The following is a 15,592-nucleotide window of genomic DNA, read 5'->3' on the forward strand; positions in this document are numbered from 1 at the left end:
GTCCAAGTCTCCTGTACTTATGAGAAATCAATGGCGAAACCGATGTCAGCCGCTGAACAAACGGGCTGGCCAGATGACGAGCTGCGGGAACAGGACCATCACGAACATGATCAGGAACTCCGCAATCATGAATGGCACCACGCCCTTGGTCACGTCGTCCATCGATATCTTCCCCACCCCCGCCACCACGTTGAGCACCGTGCCCACCGGCGGCGTGACCAGGCCGATCGAGTTGTTGATGATGAAAAGCACGCCGAAGTAAACCGGGTCGATGCCCGCCGCCTTCACGATCGGCATCAGCACCGGCGTGAGGATCAGGATGGTTGGCGTCATGTCCATGGCAGTGCCGACGATCATCACCAGCACCATGATCGCGAACATCAGCAGGATCTTGTTGCCCATGAAAGGCTGCAGCAGGCCGACCACTTTCGAGGGCAAGTCGGCGACGGTGATCAGCCAGGCGCTCACCATCGCCGCGGCGATGAGGAACATCACGATGGCGCTGGTCTTGGCGGCGCTAACGAAGATGCCGTACAGGTCCTTGAACGTGATCTCGCGGTAGATCACCATCGACACGAAGAGCGCGTACACGGCCGCGACAACCGCCGCTTCCGTCGGCGTGAACACGCCCATGCGCAAGCCCACCAGGATGATGACCGGCAGGAACAGCGCCCACAGCGCATTGCGGAAGGCGCGTGCGATTTCCGCGCCCGACTTGCGCGGCGGCGGGATGATCTTTTCCTTGCGCACCAGCCACGCCCACGTCAGCCAGAGCGCGGCGCCAATCAGCAGGCCCGGCACGATGGCGGCCAGGAAGAGCTTCGAAATCGAGACGTTCGCCGCCACTCCGAAAATCACCAGCCCGATGCTGGGCGGAATGACCGGCCCGATCACACCGGTCGCCGCGATGAGACCACCGGAGCGTGCCTTGTCATGGCCCGCCTTTACCATCATCGGCAGCAGCAGCGCGGTGAGCGCTGCAGCATCGGCCACCGCCGAGCCCGAGAGCGCCGACAACAGGCATCCAGCGAGGATGGTCACGTAACCCAGGCCCCCCTTCACGTGGCCCACCAGCGCCATCGCGAAATCGACGATGCGCCTGGAGAGCCCGCCGACGTTCATGATCTCGCCGGCCAGCATGAAGAAGGGAACCGCGAGCAGCGGAAAGCTGTCCGCGCCGCCAATGACGTTCTGCGCCAGGATCTGCGCATCGAACAGGTCCAGGTGCCACATGAGCGCCACGCCGCTGGCCAGCAGCGAGAAGGCGATGGGAATGCCCATCGCCATGGCGAGCAACAGCGATCCGACGAAAACGAGAATGGTCATGGCTTGCCCCCGTGGGCTGGGCCCTGTCCGAGAATTTGTTGAAGTTGCACCGACTCTTCGGATTCCTGGATCATCACCAGGTCCTCATCGGCAATTTGCCCGCTCAGCAGCCGATAAAGATCGAGCGCCAGGATCAACCCGGCCAGCACGGCAAACACGATGCCCACGCCGTAGACGATGGCCATCGAGGCCCCCGTCACCGGCGCCGTCACGTCCCAGTTGATCTTCGTTTGCGCCAGGCTCCCCTGGAAAAGCAGCCAGGTGATGTAGAGCATGACCACGTGCCCGGCGACGGCGCAGAACTTCTTGCCGATGGCTGGCAACTTTTGCACCACCATGTCCATGCCGAGGTGGCCATGCTCCTTCAGTGCCACCACGGCGCCCAGGAAAGTCACCCAGATGAAGAGCCAGCGCGAGACTTCTTCCGACACCGTGATGCCGGAGTTGAAGCCGTAGCGCAGCACTACGTTGCCGAACACCAGCACCACCATCACCGCCAGGAAGAAGGCAATGATGGCTTCAATGCCCTTGCAGCATCGGTCGATCCATTGGTTCATGTTGTTGTGTCTCTTGCCATGTGAACGAGCGGATGTTGCCTTCAGGCCTGCGTTTCGCGCAAGGTGTCGACCAGGCCCCGCAGGGCCGCGAGGTACGAGATCGGACCCAGGCCCTGCACCGTGGCCTTCACCGCCGGCGAGATGATCGAGTGCGCACGCCATGTCTCGCGTGCCGCGATGTTCGACATGTGCACTTCCAGCACCGGGAAGGGCATGGCCTTGATCGCGTCATGCAGGGGAACGCCATGCTGCGTGAGGCCGGCCGGATTGACCAGCGCGCCCTGCGCCTCGTCGATGTTCTTGTGCAGGAAGTCGATCAGGGCGCCTTCGTGGTTCGACTGGATGATGTCGAGCGTCACGCCGAGTTCGGCCGCGAGCTTCTCCAGGCGCTCGTTGATCTGCGCCAGCGTCGTGTGGCCGTAGATGTGCGGCTCGCGACGCCCGAAGAGGTTGAGGTTGGGTCCGTGCAGGACGAGGATCTTCATGGCTTGCCTTGTGTGAGGGGTCACTTGCGGATGCGCGCGAGTTCGTCGTTGTAGAGCTTGACGATGGCCGGGTCATAGCTGGCGGCGAACTTGTCGATCACCGGCTTGGCGATCTGGCGCATGCGAGCCTGTTCGGCAGGCGCCACTTCGTTGAAGGTCATGCCCCTGGACTGCAGGTCGCCCACGGACTTCTGCGCGGCGGCACGGCTCACCTGGCGCTGGTAGCCGCGTGCTTCGTTGGCGGCTTCCGTCATCCACTTCTGTTCGGTGGGCGAGAGGCCATCCCAGAACTTCTTGCTGACCAGCACGATGTTGGCGGCATAGACGTGGTTCGTCGCGCTCAGGTACTTCTGCACTTCGAACATCTTGTTCGACAGGATCACCGAGTACGGGTTCTCCTGGCCATCGACGGCCTTGGCTTCCAGCGCGCCATACAGCTCCGCGAAGGGCATCGGCACCGGGTTCGCCTTGAAGGCCTTGAAGGTCTCGAGGAACACCGGGTTGGGAATCACACGGATCTTCAGGCCATCGAGGTCTTCGGCCTTCGCGATGGGTCGCTTGCTGTTCGTGACGTTGCGAAAGCCCAGGTCCCAGTAGCCCAGCGCAATGAGGCCCTTCTCCGGCAGCTTGGCGATGAGTGCCTGTCCCAGCGGGCCGTCGAGCAGTGCATCAGCCTGCGCGAAGTTGGCGACCGCAAACGGAAAGTCGACCAGGCCGAATTCCTTGACGATGCCGGCCAGCGAGGTCGTGGCCGGGGCCGACATCTGCTGCACCCCGCCTTGCAGTGCGGACTGCTGCTGCAGTTCGTTGCCCAGTTGCGATGCCGGGAATTCCTGCACCTTCATCTTCCCGCCGCTCTTGGTGGCCAGCAGTTCCGCGAAGCGCTTGACGCCGAAGCTCACCGGGTGGTCGGCGTTGTTCAAGTGACCAAAGCGGATCACGCGTTCCTGCGCGTCTTGCGCAATAGCGGTGCCGATCAGGGCGAGGGAAATGCCGGCGGCAACCAGCGTGCGACGCATGAGGGTTCTCAAAGCAGACTCCAAAGAAAAAGGGGATTTGAAGCAATCAGCGGGCAGCACTTCGGGCAGCCCGAAACCTGAAGTGGCGCGATGCTAAGGTTTTTTGGAAAACGTTTCCATAAGTAGAAACACTTTCCGCTTTCGCAGTACATTGAAGGCTTGAAGTTCAGGCGCGCGAATCGCGTGCACGCCGCCGCCACGCGTGGCTCACGGCATTTAGACTGGCCCTCACCGCGAAAAAATGACCGCAATACTCGAACGCAGCTTCAAATTGATGGAGCACCTCGTCGCCCATCCGGAGGGGCGCCAACTCTCTGCGCTGGCCACGGACCTCGGCCTGCCGCTGAGCGCCACGCACCGCCTGCTGGCGGAGCTGGTGCGTTGCGGCTATGTGCGCCAGGACCAGAGCCATGGCGACTACACGCTGACCATCAAGCTCGTGTCGCTGGGTCTGAGCTTCCTGAGCAACAGCGGCATCGTCGATGTGGCGCAGCCCTTGCTCGACCGCCTGGCGGCGGAATCGGGCGAACTGGTGCGGCTTGCCGTGGTCGATGGCGACGAACTCACGTTCGTCGCCAAGGCGCAGGGCGCGACGCGCGGCTTGCGCTACGACCCGGACATGGGCCTGTCGGTCAACCTTTCATGCAGTTCGGCAGGCCACGCCTGGCTGTCGACAATGAGCGAAGATCGCGCCCTCGAAATCATTGCAAGGCAAGGCCTTGGCAAGCCGGGCGAGTTCGGCCCGAAGGCGCCGACCACCATCAAGGCCGTCCTCGCCTACGTGCGTGCAGCGCGCAAGCGTGGCTTCAGCATGATCAACGAGGTGTTTGCGCCTGCCATGACGGCCATGGCGGCGCCGGTGCGAACGGGCAACGGCGCCGCCATCGGTGTGGTCACCATTGCAGGTCCGCTGGTTCGGCTCACCGAAGAGCGGATGTTGGCGCTGGGGCCGGTGCTGATGGCCACGGCAGAAGATGTCGCGCACGCCAGCGGGGCGTCGGCGCTTTTCAAGAAGCGGGCATGATTCGCAGGGCTGCTGCCAAGGCCAGCACCGCAGCAGCCCGACGGCAGAACACGGCCCTGACACAATATTTGCGTGTGTACGGACTCACATCGGAGTACATTGAGCTCACGATGAAAGTGCCCTCGCTCGCAGTCCAACACATGGAGGGTCCCATGACCCTGTGCCCCGTTGCCGTTGCGGTCGGTTGCAAAAGATGCCCGGCCTTTTCAATTTGCCCCTTGAAAAGCGTCATTGGCGACTTCAAGAAGCCGCCGGTCGTCGTCGCCACGCCGACCTCCAAGTCACCCTTCAAAGCACCCTGAATCGTGGCGACCAGCGCCTCATACGATGCCATCGCGTCCAACGCGATGGACCGCCTTGCCTCGATGGAAATTTTCGTCGCCGCCGTCGAGGCGGGCTCCTTTTCAGCCGCTGCGCGGCACCTGAAAGTCGGTCAGGCCATCGTCTCCAAGTCCATCGCGCACATGGAAGAAAAGCTGGGCGCGCGCCTGCTGTTGCGCTCTTCGCATGGCTTGGCGCTGACCGAGGCAGGACGCAAATATTTCGAGCACGCACGCCGTGCGGTCGACGAGGTCGACAAGGCCGAGGAACTGGCGCGCGGCGCCGGAATGGGCCTGTCGGGCCGGCTGCGCTTTTGCGCCGGCGTGACCTTTGCGCGGCTGCACGTGATGCCGCGCCTGCCGGAATTCATGAGCGCGCATCCTGACCTGTCGGTCGATGCCATCCTGGACGACCGCAACACCGACCTGCTCGAATCGGGCGCCGACGTGGCCCTGCGCATGGGCACCCTGGCCGATGCCTCGACCACCACGCGGCACATTGCCCAAGGTCGGCGCATTCTCGTCGCGACACCGGCCTACCTGGCGCGCGCCGGGTTGGGCGACCCGCGTTCGCCGCAGGATCTGCTGGCCCATGAAGTCGTGACCTACAGCCCGCCGCGTCTGGCGACGTGGCCATTCCGGAAGGGCGACATCGACATGCCCGTGGCCTTGTACGGACGACTGCAATCGAGCGCTTCGGAAGGCGTGCGAGCGGCGGTGCTGGCCGACTTTGGCATCGCGCTCGCGCTCGAGTGGATGTTCGCGCCCGAACTGGCCGACGGCACGGTGCGGCAACTGTTGCCAGACTGGGAACTGCCGCCCATCGACCTGTGGGCGGTGTTTCCGAGCGGGCGCATCGTCAGTGCGAAAGCGCAGGCCTTCGTGAGCTTCGTGGCGTCTGTGCTGGCGACGACTGAGACGGCGGCACCGGCCAGCCTCATCCGGGCCGTGCGCTGACAGTCAGAGCGACCGGTCGCGCCTGCGGGCGAGCACCCGGTGCACCAACCAGACAATCAGCGCAAGCCCGATCACCAGCAACATCGCCAGCCCCTCATAGCGGTCAAGGTCGCTGAAGAGCCATCGCAGGGCGTGGCCGAAGAGGTAGCCCAGCGTGACGATCAGCGGTGCCCAGATGGCGGCGCCCAGCATGTTGAGCAGCGCGAAGCGCACGCTCGACACCTTGCTCATGCCGATGGCAAACGGGCCGATGAGGCGAAGGCCATACATGAAGCGCACGCCGACGATGAACGGCGCCTCGTAGCGCTGGATCACGCCCAGTACGGTGCGCGAGCGCGCGGCCAGTGAAGGTGAGCGCTTCAGCAGTCGGGTGCCGAAGTGGCGTCCCATCTGGAACAGGATCTGGTCGCCCAGCGTTCCGCCGCAGAAGGCCAGCAGCACGACGACGGCAAAGGAAAGGTATCCGTGATGCGCCGCCACGCCGCCGAGCAGCAGCACCGTTTCCCCTTCGAGCAGGCTGCCGACGAACACGGCTGCATAGCCGTACTGATCGACGAGGTGCGCCACCATCATGGCAGCCACCGGCGCTGTGCTTGATTGCGTGCGTACAAGGTGCGGGATCAATCCATGGCGTGCGTCACAGGGTCGGCGAGGTGTCGCTGCCGGGCTGATGTGCCATCACGGCTGCTCCGACGCGTCGAAGTCCAGTTCCACCTTGGCGCCGTTGGGGTCGTGGCAAAACAGTTGCCAGGTGCCGGCGCCGGCCTGCTGGCGCAGGTCGTACTTGACGCCGCTTTCGTCAAAGCGGGCCTTCACCGCACGCAGGCCTTGCGCCGTGAACGCCATGTGGTCGATGACGCCGGTGCGCTGCGCGGGCACGGGACGGCCAAAGTACAGGTGCAACACGGCCTGCGGCCCGCTGCCATAGAGCCACGCACCGGGAAAACCGAGGTCCGGCCGATGGCCCACCTTGAGGCCGAGCAGGCCGGTGTAGAAGTCCAGCGTCTTTTTCTCGTCCTCGGCGGTGACGGTGAAGTGGTTCATGCCGACGATCATGGTGCGTCTCCGGTGGGTGTTGCGTTCAATTCAGGGCACAAGGACGAGGGGGCCGATGGTGCCACGCGATTCGAGGCGCGCATGCGCCCGCGCCGCAGCGTCCAGCGAAAAGCGCTCGATGGGAGGAAGGCGGATCGCGCCGTCGGCCAGGCCGTTCCATACGCGCTGCGCCCGTTCGGCGAGTTGCGCCTGCGTCGACACATAGTCGAACACGACGGGTCGCGAAAAGCTCAGCGACTTGGCGACGAGCGCATCGGGCGCCAAGGGGGTCAACGAACCGCTGGCCTGGCCGAGGCTGATCCAGTGGCCGCGCCGTGCGAGGGCTGCGAGGTTTTCATCGCGCGCCGCGTCACCCAAGCCGTCGATGACGACATCGGCACCGCCGCAGGCGCGTTGCACTGCATCGGCGAAGCGGTAATCGCGCGTGACGATGACGTGCTCGCAGCCGTATTCGCGTGCCACGCGCGCCTTCTCTTCGCTTGATACCGTGCCAATCACGACAGCGCCCAGCCGGCGCGCCCATGCGCAGACAAGAAGGCCGACCCCGCCCGCCGCTGCATGCACCAGCAGCCGCGTGCCGCGCTGCACGCGGCCGAGGTCGTGCAGCAGATAGTCGGCGGTGATGCCCTTGAGCAGCAGCGCCGCGGCCACGTCGTCTTCGACCGCGGCCGGCAAGCGCACGACCCAATCGGCCGGCACGCTTCGCACGCTGCAATACGCACCCGGCACGGGGCCGAGGTACGCGACGCGGTCGCCGGGCAGGAAGCCCGACACCTGCGGCCCCACATCCAGTACGCCGCCTGCCGCTTCCATGCCGGGCACGCCCGGTGATGTAGCGGAGACCGGCAGCATCTGCGGCACCCAACCACGCCGCAGGTACACGTCGATGAAATTGACGCCGATCGCCCGCTGGCGGATGCGCACTTCGCCGGCCCGCGGGGCCGGGGCCTCGAAGTCTTGCGGGCGCAGTTCGTCCGCGTCGCCGTAGCGCGCGATCGCGATGCAGCGCGCGGGCATCGACAGGGCTCGCGGCATCGGCGCGCCGCCTTGCGCTCGCTGGTCGCCACCGGCACGCAAATGTCGGCGCAGATCCTCGAAGCCCGTTTCATAGACGCCCTTGGCCACCACCTCGCGCAACTCGCGCTCCATGCCCGGCGGCGTCGCAAAGCTCGACGCCCAGTGCCAGAACGTACGCTTGCCGTCCGTCACCGGCTTGAGTGTCACCGTGGCCACGTAGCGTTGCAGCGGCAAGGTCGCCTCGACGATGCAGTAGGTGCTCTGGTGATCGGTTTCCGACAGCGTCAGAAGTTGCTCGCGAACGCGGTTGCCGTCCTTGAGCGTGAAGCTGCGCACGCAACCCACCTGGTCGCTGCGCTCGTCGCCCTCGATGCGGCTCGCCTCGATGGCGCTGTGCCACTGCGCGTGGCTGTTGAAGTCGCGCAGCACGGCCCACACGCGCTCGATGGGCGCGTCGATGATGGTGGAGCGAACGACTTTCTGGAGCATCGCGCACCCGGCTTCAGCGCACGGATCGCTTCAACGCGTCAAAGCCCGCCTGGAAGACACCGTTGCCGATGGATTCCGTGAGTTCACGCTCGCGCGCCTCATCGCATTCGAACTCAGCGCTCCATTCAGCAAAGCAACGCGCGCCATCGGTGACCGGCGTGAGCTTGAGCGTGGCAACGTAGTTGGCCACGCCCATCGGGCTTTCGAGGATCGAATAGGTGCAGCTGTATTCGTAATCCGACAGGGCGAGCAGCTTCTCCCGGATCATGCCGCCGTCTTTCAGGTGAAAGTGGCGGATGCATCCGACGCGGTCAGCCGGCTGACCGTTCTCGATGCGACTGTCGGCAATCAGCGGATGCCACTGCGGCAGGCCGTTGAAGTCGCGGATGCGCGACCACACGTTGTCGGCGCTGGCATCGATGACGCTGGAGGTGTAGACGTTGACCATGCCCTATTCCTTCTTGGCGGCGGGCAAGGCTGCATGCGATCCGCTCGCGTCACCGACCAGGCGCTGGATGTCGCCGCCCTCGATGCCGATCTCTCGCAACAGTTGATCGACCAGCGGCGCCTGCGCGCGGAAGCGCAGCGCCGAATTCACCAGGCCATCGGCAAAGCCGCCACCCTCGCCATTGCGCAGCTCGCCCGAGCCGCCGCCGAGCCCGTCGACGTGCATGATCTTGATGCTGTCAATGCGCTCCATCGGGCGCACCGATTCGCGGATGATGGCCTCGGCCTTTTCCACCAGCTTCATGCGAAGCGCCGACATGCGCGCTTCGGGCGAGAGCATGTTGTGCGACTCGTTCATCAAGCGCGCCGCCTCGGCCTCGATTTCGGCGCGCACCTTGATCGCCATCGAACGGATCTTGTCGGCATCCGCATCGGCCTCGGCCTGCGCGCGGATCGCAGCGCCGCGTGCCGCGCTCGCATCGTGCTCGGCTTTCGCGGACGAAGTCAGGCGCAAGGCATCGCGCTCGGCCGACTGCGCGGCCACGATGAGTTCGATGGCCTTCTTGCGCTCGGCCATCTCGACCTCGCGGGCCGTGAAAACTTTCTCTTCGGCCGACACGGCCAGCGCGCGTGCGGTTTCAGCCTCGGCCACGGCTTCGCTCTGCGCCTTGCTCTCGCGCGCCACGGCAATGGCGCGCTGCTGCTCGGCCAGTTCGAGCGAGGTGCGCCGCTCGATCTCCGCGCTCTGGATGGCGCGCTCCTTGGCGATGCGCTCCTCCTCGATGGTCTGCTCGGAGCGGATGCGCGCAGCGTCGATGCTCTGTTTGGCGACGATCTGCGCGCCCTCGGCGTCCTGCTCGCGCTGGGCGCGCTCTGCGGCCACTTCGGCGCGCTGCCGGGCGCGCGCGATTTCCAGTTCGCGCTGCTGCGCGAGCCGCGCATGCTCGCCTTCACGGTCGATGTTCAGCGACAGTTTTTCCGCTTCGAGGTTCTTGTTGCGGATGGCGATGAGCGTGTCCTGCTCCACGTCGTTGCGCTGCTTCTTGCGGTGCTCGATCTGCTCCGTCAGGCGCGTGAGGCCTTCGGCGTCGAAGGCGTTGCTGGGGTTGAAGAACTCCATGCCCGTCTGGTCCAGTTGCGTGAGCGATGCGGCTTCGAGCTCCAGGCCGTTCTTCGTCAGGTCGCCGGCCACCGCGTCGCGCACGCGCTTGACATAGGCACCGCGCTTTTCATGCAGCTCTTCCATCGTCATTTCGGCGGCCGCCGTGCGCAGGGCGTCGACGAACTTGCCTTCCACCAGTTCCTTCAGCTGCTCGGGCTCCATGGTGCGCAGGCCCAGTGTCTGCGCTGCGGCGGCCACGGCTTCCTCGCTGGTGGCGACACGCACATAGAACTCCGCGATCACATCGACGCGCATGCGGTCGCGCGTGATGAGCGCCTTGTCGCGGCCACGGCTCACTTCGAGACGCAGCGTGTTCATGTTGACGGGAATGACGTCGTGCACGATCGGCAGCACGAAGGCGCCGCCGCCGAGCACCACCTTCTGCCCGCCCAGCCCTGTGCGCACGAAAGCGCGCTCCTTGGAGCTGCGCAGGTAGAGCCAGTTCAGCAGCCACACCGCGATGGCGACGACGATCGCGACCACGATCAGGGCGAGGATGAAGCTTCCGAATTGAGCGCCTGACATAAGAATCGTCTCCTATCGCGTGATCTGAACGAAGCGTCGCGTGGTCTCGGTGAGCGCCACCTCGGTGGGCAGCCGCTCCATGGAACTGGCGCCGTAGAAGCCGTCGCACTGCGGGCAGCGTGCGAGCACATATTGCGCGTCTTCTGGCGTGGCGATCGGCCCGCCGTGGAAGAGCACGATGACCTCGGGGTTGACCTCGCGCGCCGCACGCGCCCAAGCATTGATGCGCGGCACGCAGTCCTCCAGTTTCAGCGCCGTGCCGGCACCGATGACGCCGCCCGTCGTCAGGCCCAGATGGCACACGACGATGTCCGCGCCCGCCCCCGCCATGGCGCGCGCCTCGTCTTCGCAAAACACGTAAGGCGTGGTCAGCAGGTCGAGCTTTCGGGCGCGCGCGATGAGGTCGACCTCGAGCTGGTAGCTCATGCCCGTCTCTTCAAGATTGGCCCGCATGATGCCGTCGATGAGCCCCACCGTCGGGAAGTTCTGGATGCCCGAGAAGCCCAGCGAGATGATGCGTTGCAGGAACTCGTCGACGATCATGAAGGGGTCGGTGCCGTTCACGCCCGCCAGCACCGGCGTGTGCTTGACCACCGGCAGCACCTCGTGCGCCATCTCGCAGACGATCTCGTTGGCGTTGCCATAGGCCATCAGGCCCGCGAGCGAGCCGCGGCCCGCCATGCGGTAGCGGCCCGAGTTGTAGATGACGATCAGGTCGATGCCGCCCGCCTCTTCGCACTTGGCCGACAGACCCGTGCCGGCACCACCGCCGATGATGGGCTGGCCGGCCGCGATCTTGGCGCGGAAGCGTTCGAGCAGTGTGCTTCTTGCAATGCGGGGCATGGGTGGGTTCTCCTCGCTTGGGTGTCTTCTTTCTAATGGGGCCGCGAAACGTCCTGCCATGCGCGCACCAGCGCATCGGCAAAGGCCTCGTCGTTGATGTGCAACGGCAGGCGTTGCAGCTTGCGATCGGGGCCAGCGCGAAAGCCGCTTTCGATGGCGGTGAACAGCGCGCGGTCGGCATCCGGGTCGTGAAAAGGCTGGCCGGGCTTGTCGATGGCGGAGACGCCGCCCTCGGGGATCAGGAAGCGCACCGGACCGCGCATGGCGTTCAGCTTGGTCGCGATGAACTCGCCGATTTGCCGGCACTCGTCGGCCGTCGTGCGCATCAGGGTCACGGTCGGGTTGTGGCGATAGAGCCGGCGATTCTTGAAGCGCTCGGGCACCGTTTCCATCGCGCCGAAGTTCACCATATCCAATGCCCCGCAAGAGCCGACGTAGGGCAGCGTGTGGCGCGCAAATACATCGAGCCGCGTGGGTCCAGCGGAGAGCGTGCCGCCGACGATTTCGTCCGCGATCTCGGTGGTCGACACATCGATGGCGCCGACGATCAGCCCCGAGTCGGCGAGCTTTTCCATCGACTGGCCGCCGACGCCGGTCGCGTGGAACACGAGGCAGTCGTACTGCTCCTCCAGCTGCTTCGTCACGGCCTGCACGCAAGGCGTCGTCACGCCGAACATGGTGAGGCCGATGGCCGTCTTCGTGACGTCGGACGTGACGGGCGGATGCGCCATCATCCCTGCCAGCGCATTCGCCGCATTCGACAGCACCAGTTCGCTGATGCGGTGGATGCCCTGCACGTCCGTGACCGAATACATCATGCAGATGTCGCTCGGCCCGACGTAGGGGCGCGTGTCGCCGCTGGCCATGGTCGAGACCATCATCTTGGGCAGGCCGATGGGCAAGGCGCGCATGCCGCGCGTTGCCATCGAGGTGCCGCCGGAACCGCCCGCGGAAATGATGCCGCCCAAGTCGCGTCGCGTGAGCAGAAAGGCCTCGAAGGCGATGGCCATGCCGGCCATTGCGTTGCCGCGGTCATCGCTGAACACCGCCGATTCGCCCTGCGGGTGATGCCGGGCCACCTCGCGCGGATGCACGCTGGCGGGCGAAGGCTTGCCGGATGTCGAGAGGTCCACGGTGACGACGCGCATGCCGAGTTTTTCGAGGCACTGGCGAATGAAGGACAGCTCGCGGCCCTTGGTGTCGAAGGTGCCGGCGACGTAGGCCGATCGCGCGCTGCTGGCGGCCACGGGAAATTCGAAGACGCGCGGCGCACTGGCGGAGGGCGGTGGCGTGGTGGGTGCTGAAGGTGGCGGTGCTGCAGCGGCGCCGCGCGGAATGTCCGTCACCGCTGCAGCTGTGCCTCCCGCATTCCATCGCGTGAAGCCGCGCACGGTACCCGGTGCCACATCGTCCAGCGATGGCGCGCCGTCGCCATGCGCGCGCCGCACGGTGAAGACATGCGTGGGAACAGGCGCCTGCACGGCGGTGGCCGATGCGAGCGCCTCGACGTCCTCGTCTCCGCCTGATCGCACACCCAGCAAGCGCTCCTGCAATGCGCGATCCGCAGCCAACTCGGCGGCAGGCATCATGCGCGCGATCTGGCCATTGACCATCAATCCGATCCGGTCCGCCACCGAGATCGCCACGCCAAGGTTCTGCTCGATCAGCAGCACGGCAATCTTGCCTTCCGACGCCAGATCGCGAAGCGCCTGCGCCACCTGTTCGACGATCACCGGGGCAAGGCCTTCAGTGGGCTCGTCCATCACCAGCAAGCGCGGATTGAGCAGCAGCGCGCGGCCGATGGCGAGCATCTGTTGCTCGCCGCCGGAGAGCTGCGCGCCACCGTGACCACGTCGCTCCGCCAGCCGCGGGAACATGGCATAGACGCGATCGACTTCGCGACGCTTGCTCGCCACCAGGCGCAGCGTCTCGTCGACCGAGAGCGACGGCCACACGCGCCGCCCTTGCGGGACATAGGCGATGCCGCGGTTGGTGATCTCATTGGGCATGTGGCCGAGGATCTCTTCACCGGCCAGACGCACGCTGCCGCGTGCCGGCACCAGCCCGGTGATGGCGTTGCACAGCGTCGTCTTGCCCATGCCGTTGCGCCCCACGATGCCGAGCACGCCGCGCTCCAGCACCAAGCTCACGCCTTGCAGCGCGTGGGCGCGGCCGTAGAACACGTCGAGCCCGTCCACGGCGAGGACAGGCACGCCGCTGGCGACCACGCGACTTTCTTCCTGACGATGAAACCACGCCATCAGTGCCTGCTCCCCATGTAGATCGCCTGCACCTGCGCGTCGTTCTCGATCTCGTCGGGCGAGCCGGTGCGCAGTTCGCGGCCGTTGTGCATCACGGTGACGCGGTCGACCACGCGCAGTGCGATGTCGAGGTCGTGCTCGATCAGCACGAAGCTCATGTGTGCGGGCAGCGAGCCCAGCAGCGCGACCAGTTCACGTCGCTCCGCAGGCGACAGGCCCGCGGCCGGCTCGTCGAACAGGATGAGCCGCGGTGCACCGGCCAGCGCCATGCCGATCTCCAGTTGCCGCTGCTGCCCATGCGCGAGGTTCGCCACGCGCTCGTCGGCAATGTGCGTGAGCCGCGTGCGTTCGAGCAGATCGTTCGTGGCCCGGGTCGACGCGTGGCCGGCACGCGCACGCAGAAAGCTGAAGCGGCCGCTGGCCACGCCGCGCACCGCCAGAAAAAGGTTGTCGCGCACCGTCAGGTCGCGAAACAGCAGCGAAGACTGGTACGTGCGCCGCAGCCCCTTGCGGATGCGCTCGTGCGGCGGCAGGTCCGTGATGTCCTCGCCAAAGAAATGAATGCGCCCGGCCGTGGGCGGAAAGTCGCCCGTGATGGCGTTGAACAGCGTCGTCTTGCCGGCGCCGTTCGAGCCCAGGATGGCGTACTTCTGCCCGGCCGTGACGGTGAGCGAGATGTCATCCACCGCACGCAGCGCGCCGAAGGCACGCGTCACCCCCTCCAACCGCAGCGCGTCGCCGGACAGCAACTGCGCGCCGGCGCTGCTCACATGCGATGCTGCCGCGCGCAAAGCGGCCGGGCGCAAGGGGGTGATCGTGGCCATCGCTTGGTCAGCTATTCGCGCGTCATTTGCGGCAGTCCGGAATGTCGCGCGTGCCCAGCCCCATCTTCTTGAACTCAGCCTCCGGCAGGCCCAGCGTCTGCGAGATGTCGGGCACCGTCTTGATGACCTTGTTGTAGAACGAACCGTCGGGCGCCTTGGTCACTTCCGTGATGTAGGTCGGACCAACGCCGTTGCGGTTGGCATCGATCTTCACCTGCCCGGCCGGGCCCTTGAAGTCCGTCTTCTGCAGCGCTTCGCGGTACGCCTTCTGCCCGTTCGACAAGTCGCCCTTCACCGCGTCGAGCGCGTCCAGCGTCGCCTTGGTGTTGATGTAGTACAGGTACGCGAACAGCGACGGGCTCGGGAAGCCGTCCTTGAACGTGGCCTTGTAGTCGGCCACGAATTTCTTCCATTCCGCCGTGTCGATCGAATCGGCCATCGGCCCCGCGGACATGGTGCCCAGCAGCGATTCGCGGCGCTTGCCCTTGAAGTTGAGCACCGTCTGGTCGACCGTGATGGAGCCACCGATCATCGGCTTGTCGCCACCGGCCTGTTCGTACTGCGTGAGGAAGTTGACCGCGTCCGATCCACCGAGCACCACGACCAGCGCGTCGACGTCCTTCGGGATTTTCGCGATCACCGAGGCATAGTCCTTGGTGCCCAGCGGCACCCAGGCCTTGTCGACCACCTTGCCGCCCTTGGCGCAATAGCTGGCCATGAAGCCCTGCACCTGCGAGTACGGAAAGCCGTAGTCCTCCGCCACCAGGAAGGTCTTCTTGTAGCCCTTGGACAAGGCATGCTCGCCCAGTCCGACCATCCACTGCGCGCCTTCGGTGTTGAAGCGGTAGAAGTTGGGCGCGGGGTCTTGCAGCGTGGTCGCCTGCGCGCCTGAAGAACCGTTGATGAAGGTGATGTTCGGCTGCGTCTTCGCGTAGTTCTTGACGGCGATGCCCTCGTCGCCCGACAGCGGGCCGATCATGATCTGCACCTTGTCCTGCTCCACCGCCTTGCGCGTGGCGTTCACGGCCTTGTCGGGCGTCGCGTCGGACGACACCTTGACGAATTCGATCTTCTTGCCGCCGGCCATGCCGCCATGGTCTTTCAGCGCCAGGTCCGCGCCACGCATGCTGTCCTGGCCGGGCGCGGCGAACGGTCCCTCCAGGGTGGCCAGCAGGCCGATCTTCAAGGTCTCCTGCGCATACGCGGCGCCGCCGATCGACATCAACGCCGCCGCAGCCACGATGCTGCGCCCGACCATCAAACGCTTGCCTTCGCTCATG

The 15,592-nt window shown here is 65.5% G+C and carries 15 protein-coding genes and 1 pseudogene; 2 read left to right on the forward strand and 14 right to left on the reverse strand.

The features are described from left to right. Positions 1 to 45: 45 nt before the first annotated feature. From QTI66_RS05250 to QTI66_RS05265, 4 genes are read right to left on the reverse strand one after another with little or no spacing between them, the layout of a single operon-like run. The gene (locus tag QTI66_RS05250) at positions 46 to 1,326 is read right to left on the reverse strand and encodes a TRAP transporter large permease (RefSeq protein WP_286557932.1); all 1,281 of its coding nucleotides are present in this window, start codon (positions 1,324 to 1,326) and stop codon (positions 46 to 48) included. After that, positions 1,323 to 1,883: a TRAP transporter small permease gene (locus QTI66_RS05255; RefSeq protein WP_286557933.1), complete on the reverse strand. Its 561-nt coding sequence runs from the start codon at positions 1,881 to 1,883 to the stop codon at positions 1,323 to 1,325. Before QTI66_RS05255 ends, QTI66_RS05250 begins: the two co-directional genes overlap by 4 nt. 41 nt (positions 1,884 to 1,924) lie before the next feature. Then, positions 1,925 to 2,368, reverse strand: coding sequence for a type II 3-dehydroquinate dehydratase (locus QTI66_RS05260; protein WP_286557935.1), 444 nt, complete (start codon positions 2,366 to 2,368; stop codon positions 1,925 to 1,927). A gap of 20 nt (positions 2,369 to 2,388) precedes the next feature. Beyond that, complete coding sequence (locus QTI66_RS05265) at positions 2,389 to 3,387, reverse strand: TRAP transporter substrate-binding protein (protein WP_286557936.1); 999 nt, start codon at positions 3,385 to 3,387, stop codon at positions 2,389 to 2,391. A 241-nt stretch (positions 3,388 to 3,628) separates the two neighbouring features. Here QTI66_RS05265 and QTI66_RS05270 point away from each other — a divergent pair, with 241 nt between their 5' ends. Together QTI66_RS05270 and QTI66_RS05275 are read left to right on the forward strand one after the other, a co-directional pair. Further along, the gene (locus tag QTI66_RS05270; protein ID WP_286557937.1) at positions 3,629 to 4,411 is read left to right on the forward strand and encodes an IclR family transcriptional regulator; all 783 of its coding nucleotides are present in this window, start codon (positions 3,629 to 3,631) and stop codon (positions 4,409 to 4,411) included. Between the two features lie 347 nt (positions 4,412 to 4,758). Next, positions 4,759 to 5,688, forward strand: coding sequence for a LysR family transcriptional regulator (locus QTI66_RS05275; protein WP_286558999.1), 930 nt, complete (start codon positions 4,759 to 4,761; stop codon positions 5,686 to 5,688). 3 nt (positions 5,689 to 5,691) lie between these two features. Here the strand turns inward: QTI66_RS05275 and QTI66_RS05280 are convergent, their stop codons facing one another. The 10 genes and pseudogenes from QTI66_RS05280 to QTI66_RS05320 form a co-directional block, all read right to left on the reverse strand. Then, positions 5,692 to 6,261, reverse strand: coding sequence for a DedA family protein (locus QTI66_RS05280; RefSeq protein ID WP_286559001.1), 570 nt, complete (start codon positions 6,259 to 6,261; stop codon positions 5,692 to 5,694). Positions 6,262 to 6,366: 105 nt separating this feature from the next. Beyond that, positions 6,367 to 6,744 (reverse strand): VOC family protein, encoded by a 378-nt coding sequence (locus tag QTI66_RS05285; RefSeq protein WP_286557939.1) that lies wholly within the window; start codon positions 6,742 to 6,744, stop codon positions 6,367 to 6,369. A gap of 30 nt (positions 6,745 to 6,774) precedes the next feature. Further along, positions 6,775 to 8,250: an SRPBCC family protein gene (locus QTI66_RS05290; protein WP_286557940.1), complete on the reverse strand. Its 1,476-nt coding sequence runs from the start codon at positions 8,248 to 8,250 to the stop codon at positions 6,775 to 6,777. A 13-nt stretch (positions 8,251 to 8,263) separates the two neighbouring features. Next, the gene (locus QTI66_RS05295) at positions 8,264 to 8,698 is read right to left on the reverse strand and encodes an SRPBCC family protein (protein ID WP_286557942.1); all 435 of its coding nucleotides are present in this window, start codon (positions 8,696 to 8,698) and stop codon (positions 8,264 to 8,266) included. Positions 8,699 to 8,701: 3 nt separating this feature from the next. Next, positions 8,702 to 10,384 carry a flotillin family protein gene (locus tag QTI66_RS05300; protein ID WP_286557943.1) on the reverse strand — a complete coding sequence of 561 codons (1,683 nt, stop codon included), beginning with the start codon at positions 10,382 to 10,384 and terminating at the stop codon, positions 8,702 to 8,704. Between the two features lie 12 nt (positions 10,385 to 10,396). Further along, positions 10,397 to 11,227 (reverse strand): phosphoenolpyruvate hydrolase family protein, encoded by an 831-nt coding sequence (locus QTI66_RS05305; RefSeq protein WP_286557944.1) that lies wholly within the window; start codon positions 11,225 to 11,227, stop codon positions 10,397 to 10,399. Between the two features lie 32 nt (positions 11,228 to 11,259). Then, on the reverse strand, positions 11,260 to 12,474 hold the full coding sequence (locus QTI66_RS39540; protein WP_353506185.1) for a Tm-1-like ATP-binding domain-containing protein: 1,215 nt from the start codon (positions 12,472 to 12,474) through the stop codon (positions 11,260 to 11,262). Positions 12,475 to 12,987: 513 nt separating this feature from the next. After that, positions 12,988 to 13,488 (reverse strand): annotated as a pseudogene (locus tag QTI66_RS39545) (ABC transporter ATP-binding protein); the annotation flags it as partial. Next, entirely contained in the window at positions 13,488 to 14,312 is an 825-nt protein-coding gene (locus QTI66_RS05315) for an ABC transporter ATP-binding protein (RefSeq protein ID WP_286557946.1), read from the reverse strand. The gene QTI66_RS05315 and the pseudogene QTI66_RS39545, both read right to left, overlap by 1 nt. Positions 14,313 to 14,334: 22 nt before the next feature. Further along, a complete protein-coding gene (locus tag QTI66_RS05320; protein ID WP_286557947.1) occupies positions 14,335 to 15,591 on the reverse strand; it encodes an ABC transporter substrate-binding protein in 1,257 nt (418 codons plus the stop codon). Position 15,592 lies beyond the last annotated feature (1 nt).

It is taken from the genome of Variovorax brevis (genome assembly GCF_030317105.1).
In the GTDB taxonomy this organism is placed as follows: domain Bacteria; phylum Pseudomonadota; class Gammaproteobacteria; order Burkholderiales; family Burkholderiaceae_C; genus Variovorax; species Variovorax brevis.

Coding starts and splice junctions, on each gene's coding strand:
- QTI66_RS05250 (WP_286557932.1), bottom strand. CDS start 1,326: ATGACCATTCTCGTTTTCGTCGGATCGCTGTTGCTCGCCATGGCGATG.
- QTI66_RS05255 (WP_286557933.1), bottom strand. CDS start 1,883: ATGAACCAATGGATCGACCGATGCTGCAAGGGCATTGAAGCCATCATT.
- QTI66_RS05260 (WP_286557935.1), bottom strand. CDS start 2,368: ATGAAGATCCTCGTCCTGCACGGACCCAACCTCAACCTCTTCGGGCGT.
- QTI66_RS05265 (WP_286557936.1), bottom strand. CDS start 3,387: ATGCGTCGCACGCTGGTTGCCGCCGGCATTTCCCTCGCCCTGATCGGC.
- QTI66_RS05270 (WP_286557937.1), top strand. CDS start 3,629: ATGACCGCAATACTCGAACGCAGCTTCAAATTGATGGAGCACCTCGTC.
- QTI66_RS05275 (WP_286558999.1), top strand. CDS start 4,759: ATGGACCGCCTTGCCTCGATGGAAATTTTCGTCGCCGCCGTCGAGGCG.
- QTI66_RS05280 (WP_286559001.1), bottom strand. CDS start 6,261: ATGATGGTGGCGCACCTCGTCGATCAGTACGGCTATGCAGCCGTGTTC.
- QTI66_RS05285 (WP_286557939.1), bottom strand. CDS start 6,744: ATGATCGTCGGCATGAACCACTTCACCGTCACCGCCGAGGACGAGAAA.
- QTI66_RS05290 (WP_286557940.1), bottom strand. CDS start 8,250: ATGCTCCAGAAAGTCGTTCGCTCCACCATCATCGACGCGCCCATCGAG.
- QTI66_RS05295 (WP_286557942.1), bottom strand. CDS start 8,698: ATGGTCAACGTCTACACCTCCAGCGTCATCGATGCCAGCGCCGACAAC.
- QTI66_RS05300 (WP_286557943.1), bottom strand. CDS start 10,384: ATGTCAGGCGCTCAATTCGGAAGCTTCATCCTCGCCCTGATCGTGGTC.
- QTI66_RS05305 (WP_286557944.1), bottom strand. CDS start 11,227: ATGCCCCGCATTGCAAGAAGCACACTGCTCGAACGCTTCCGCGCCAAG.
- QTI66_RS05315 (WP_286557946.1), bottom strand. CDS start 14,312: ATGGCCACGATCACCCCCTTGCGCCCGGCCGCTTTGCGCGCGGCAGCA.
- QTI66_RS05320 (WP_286557947.1), bottom strand. CDS start 15,591: ATGAGCGAAGGCAAGCGTTTGATGGTCGGGCGCAGCATCGTGGCTGCG.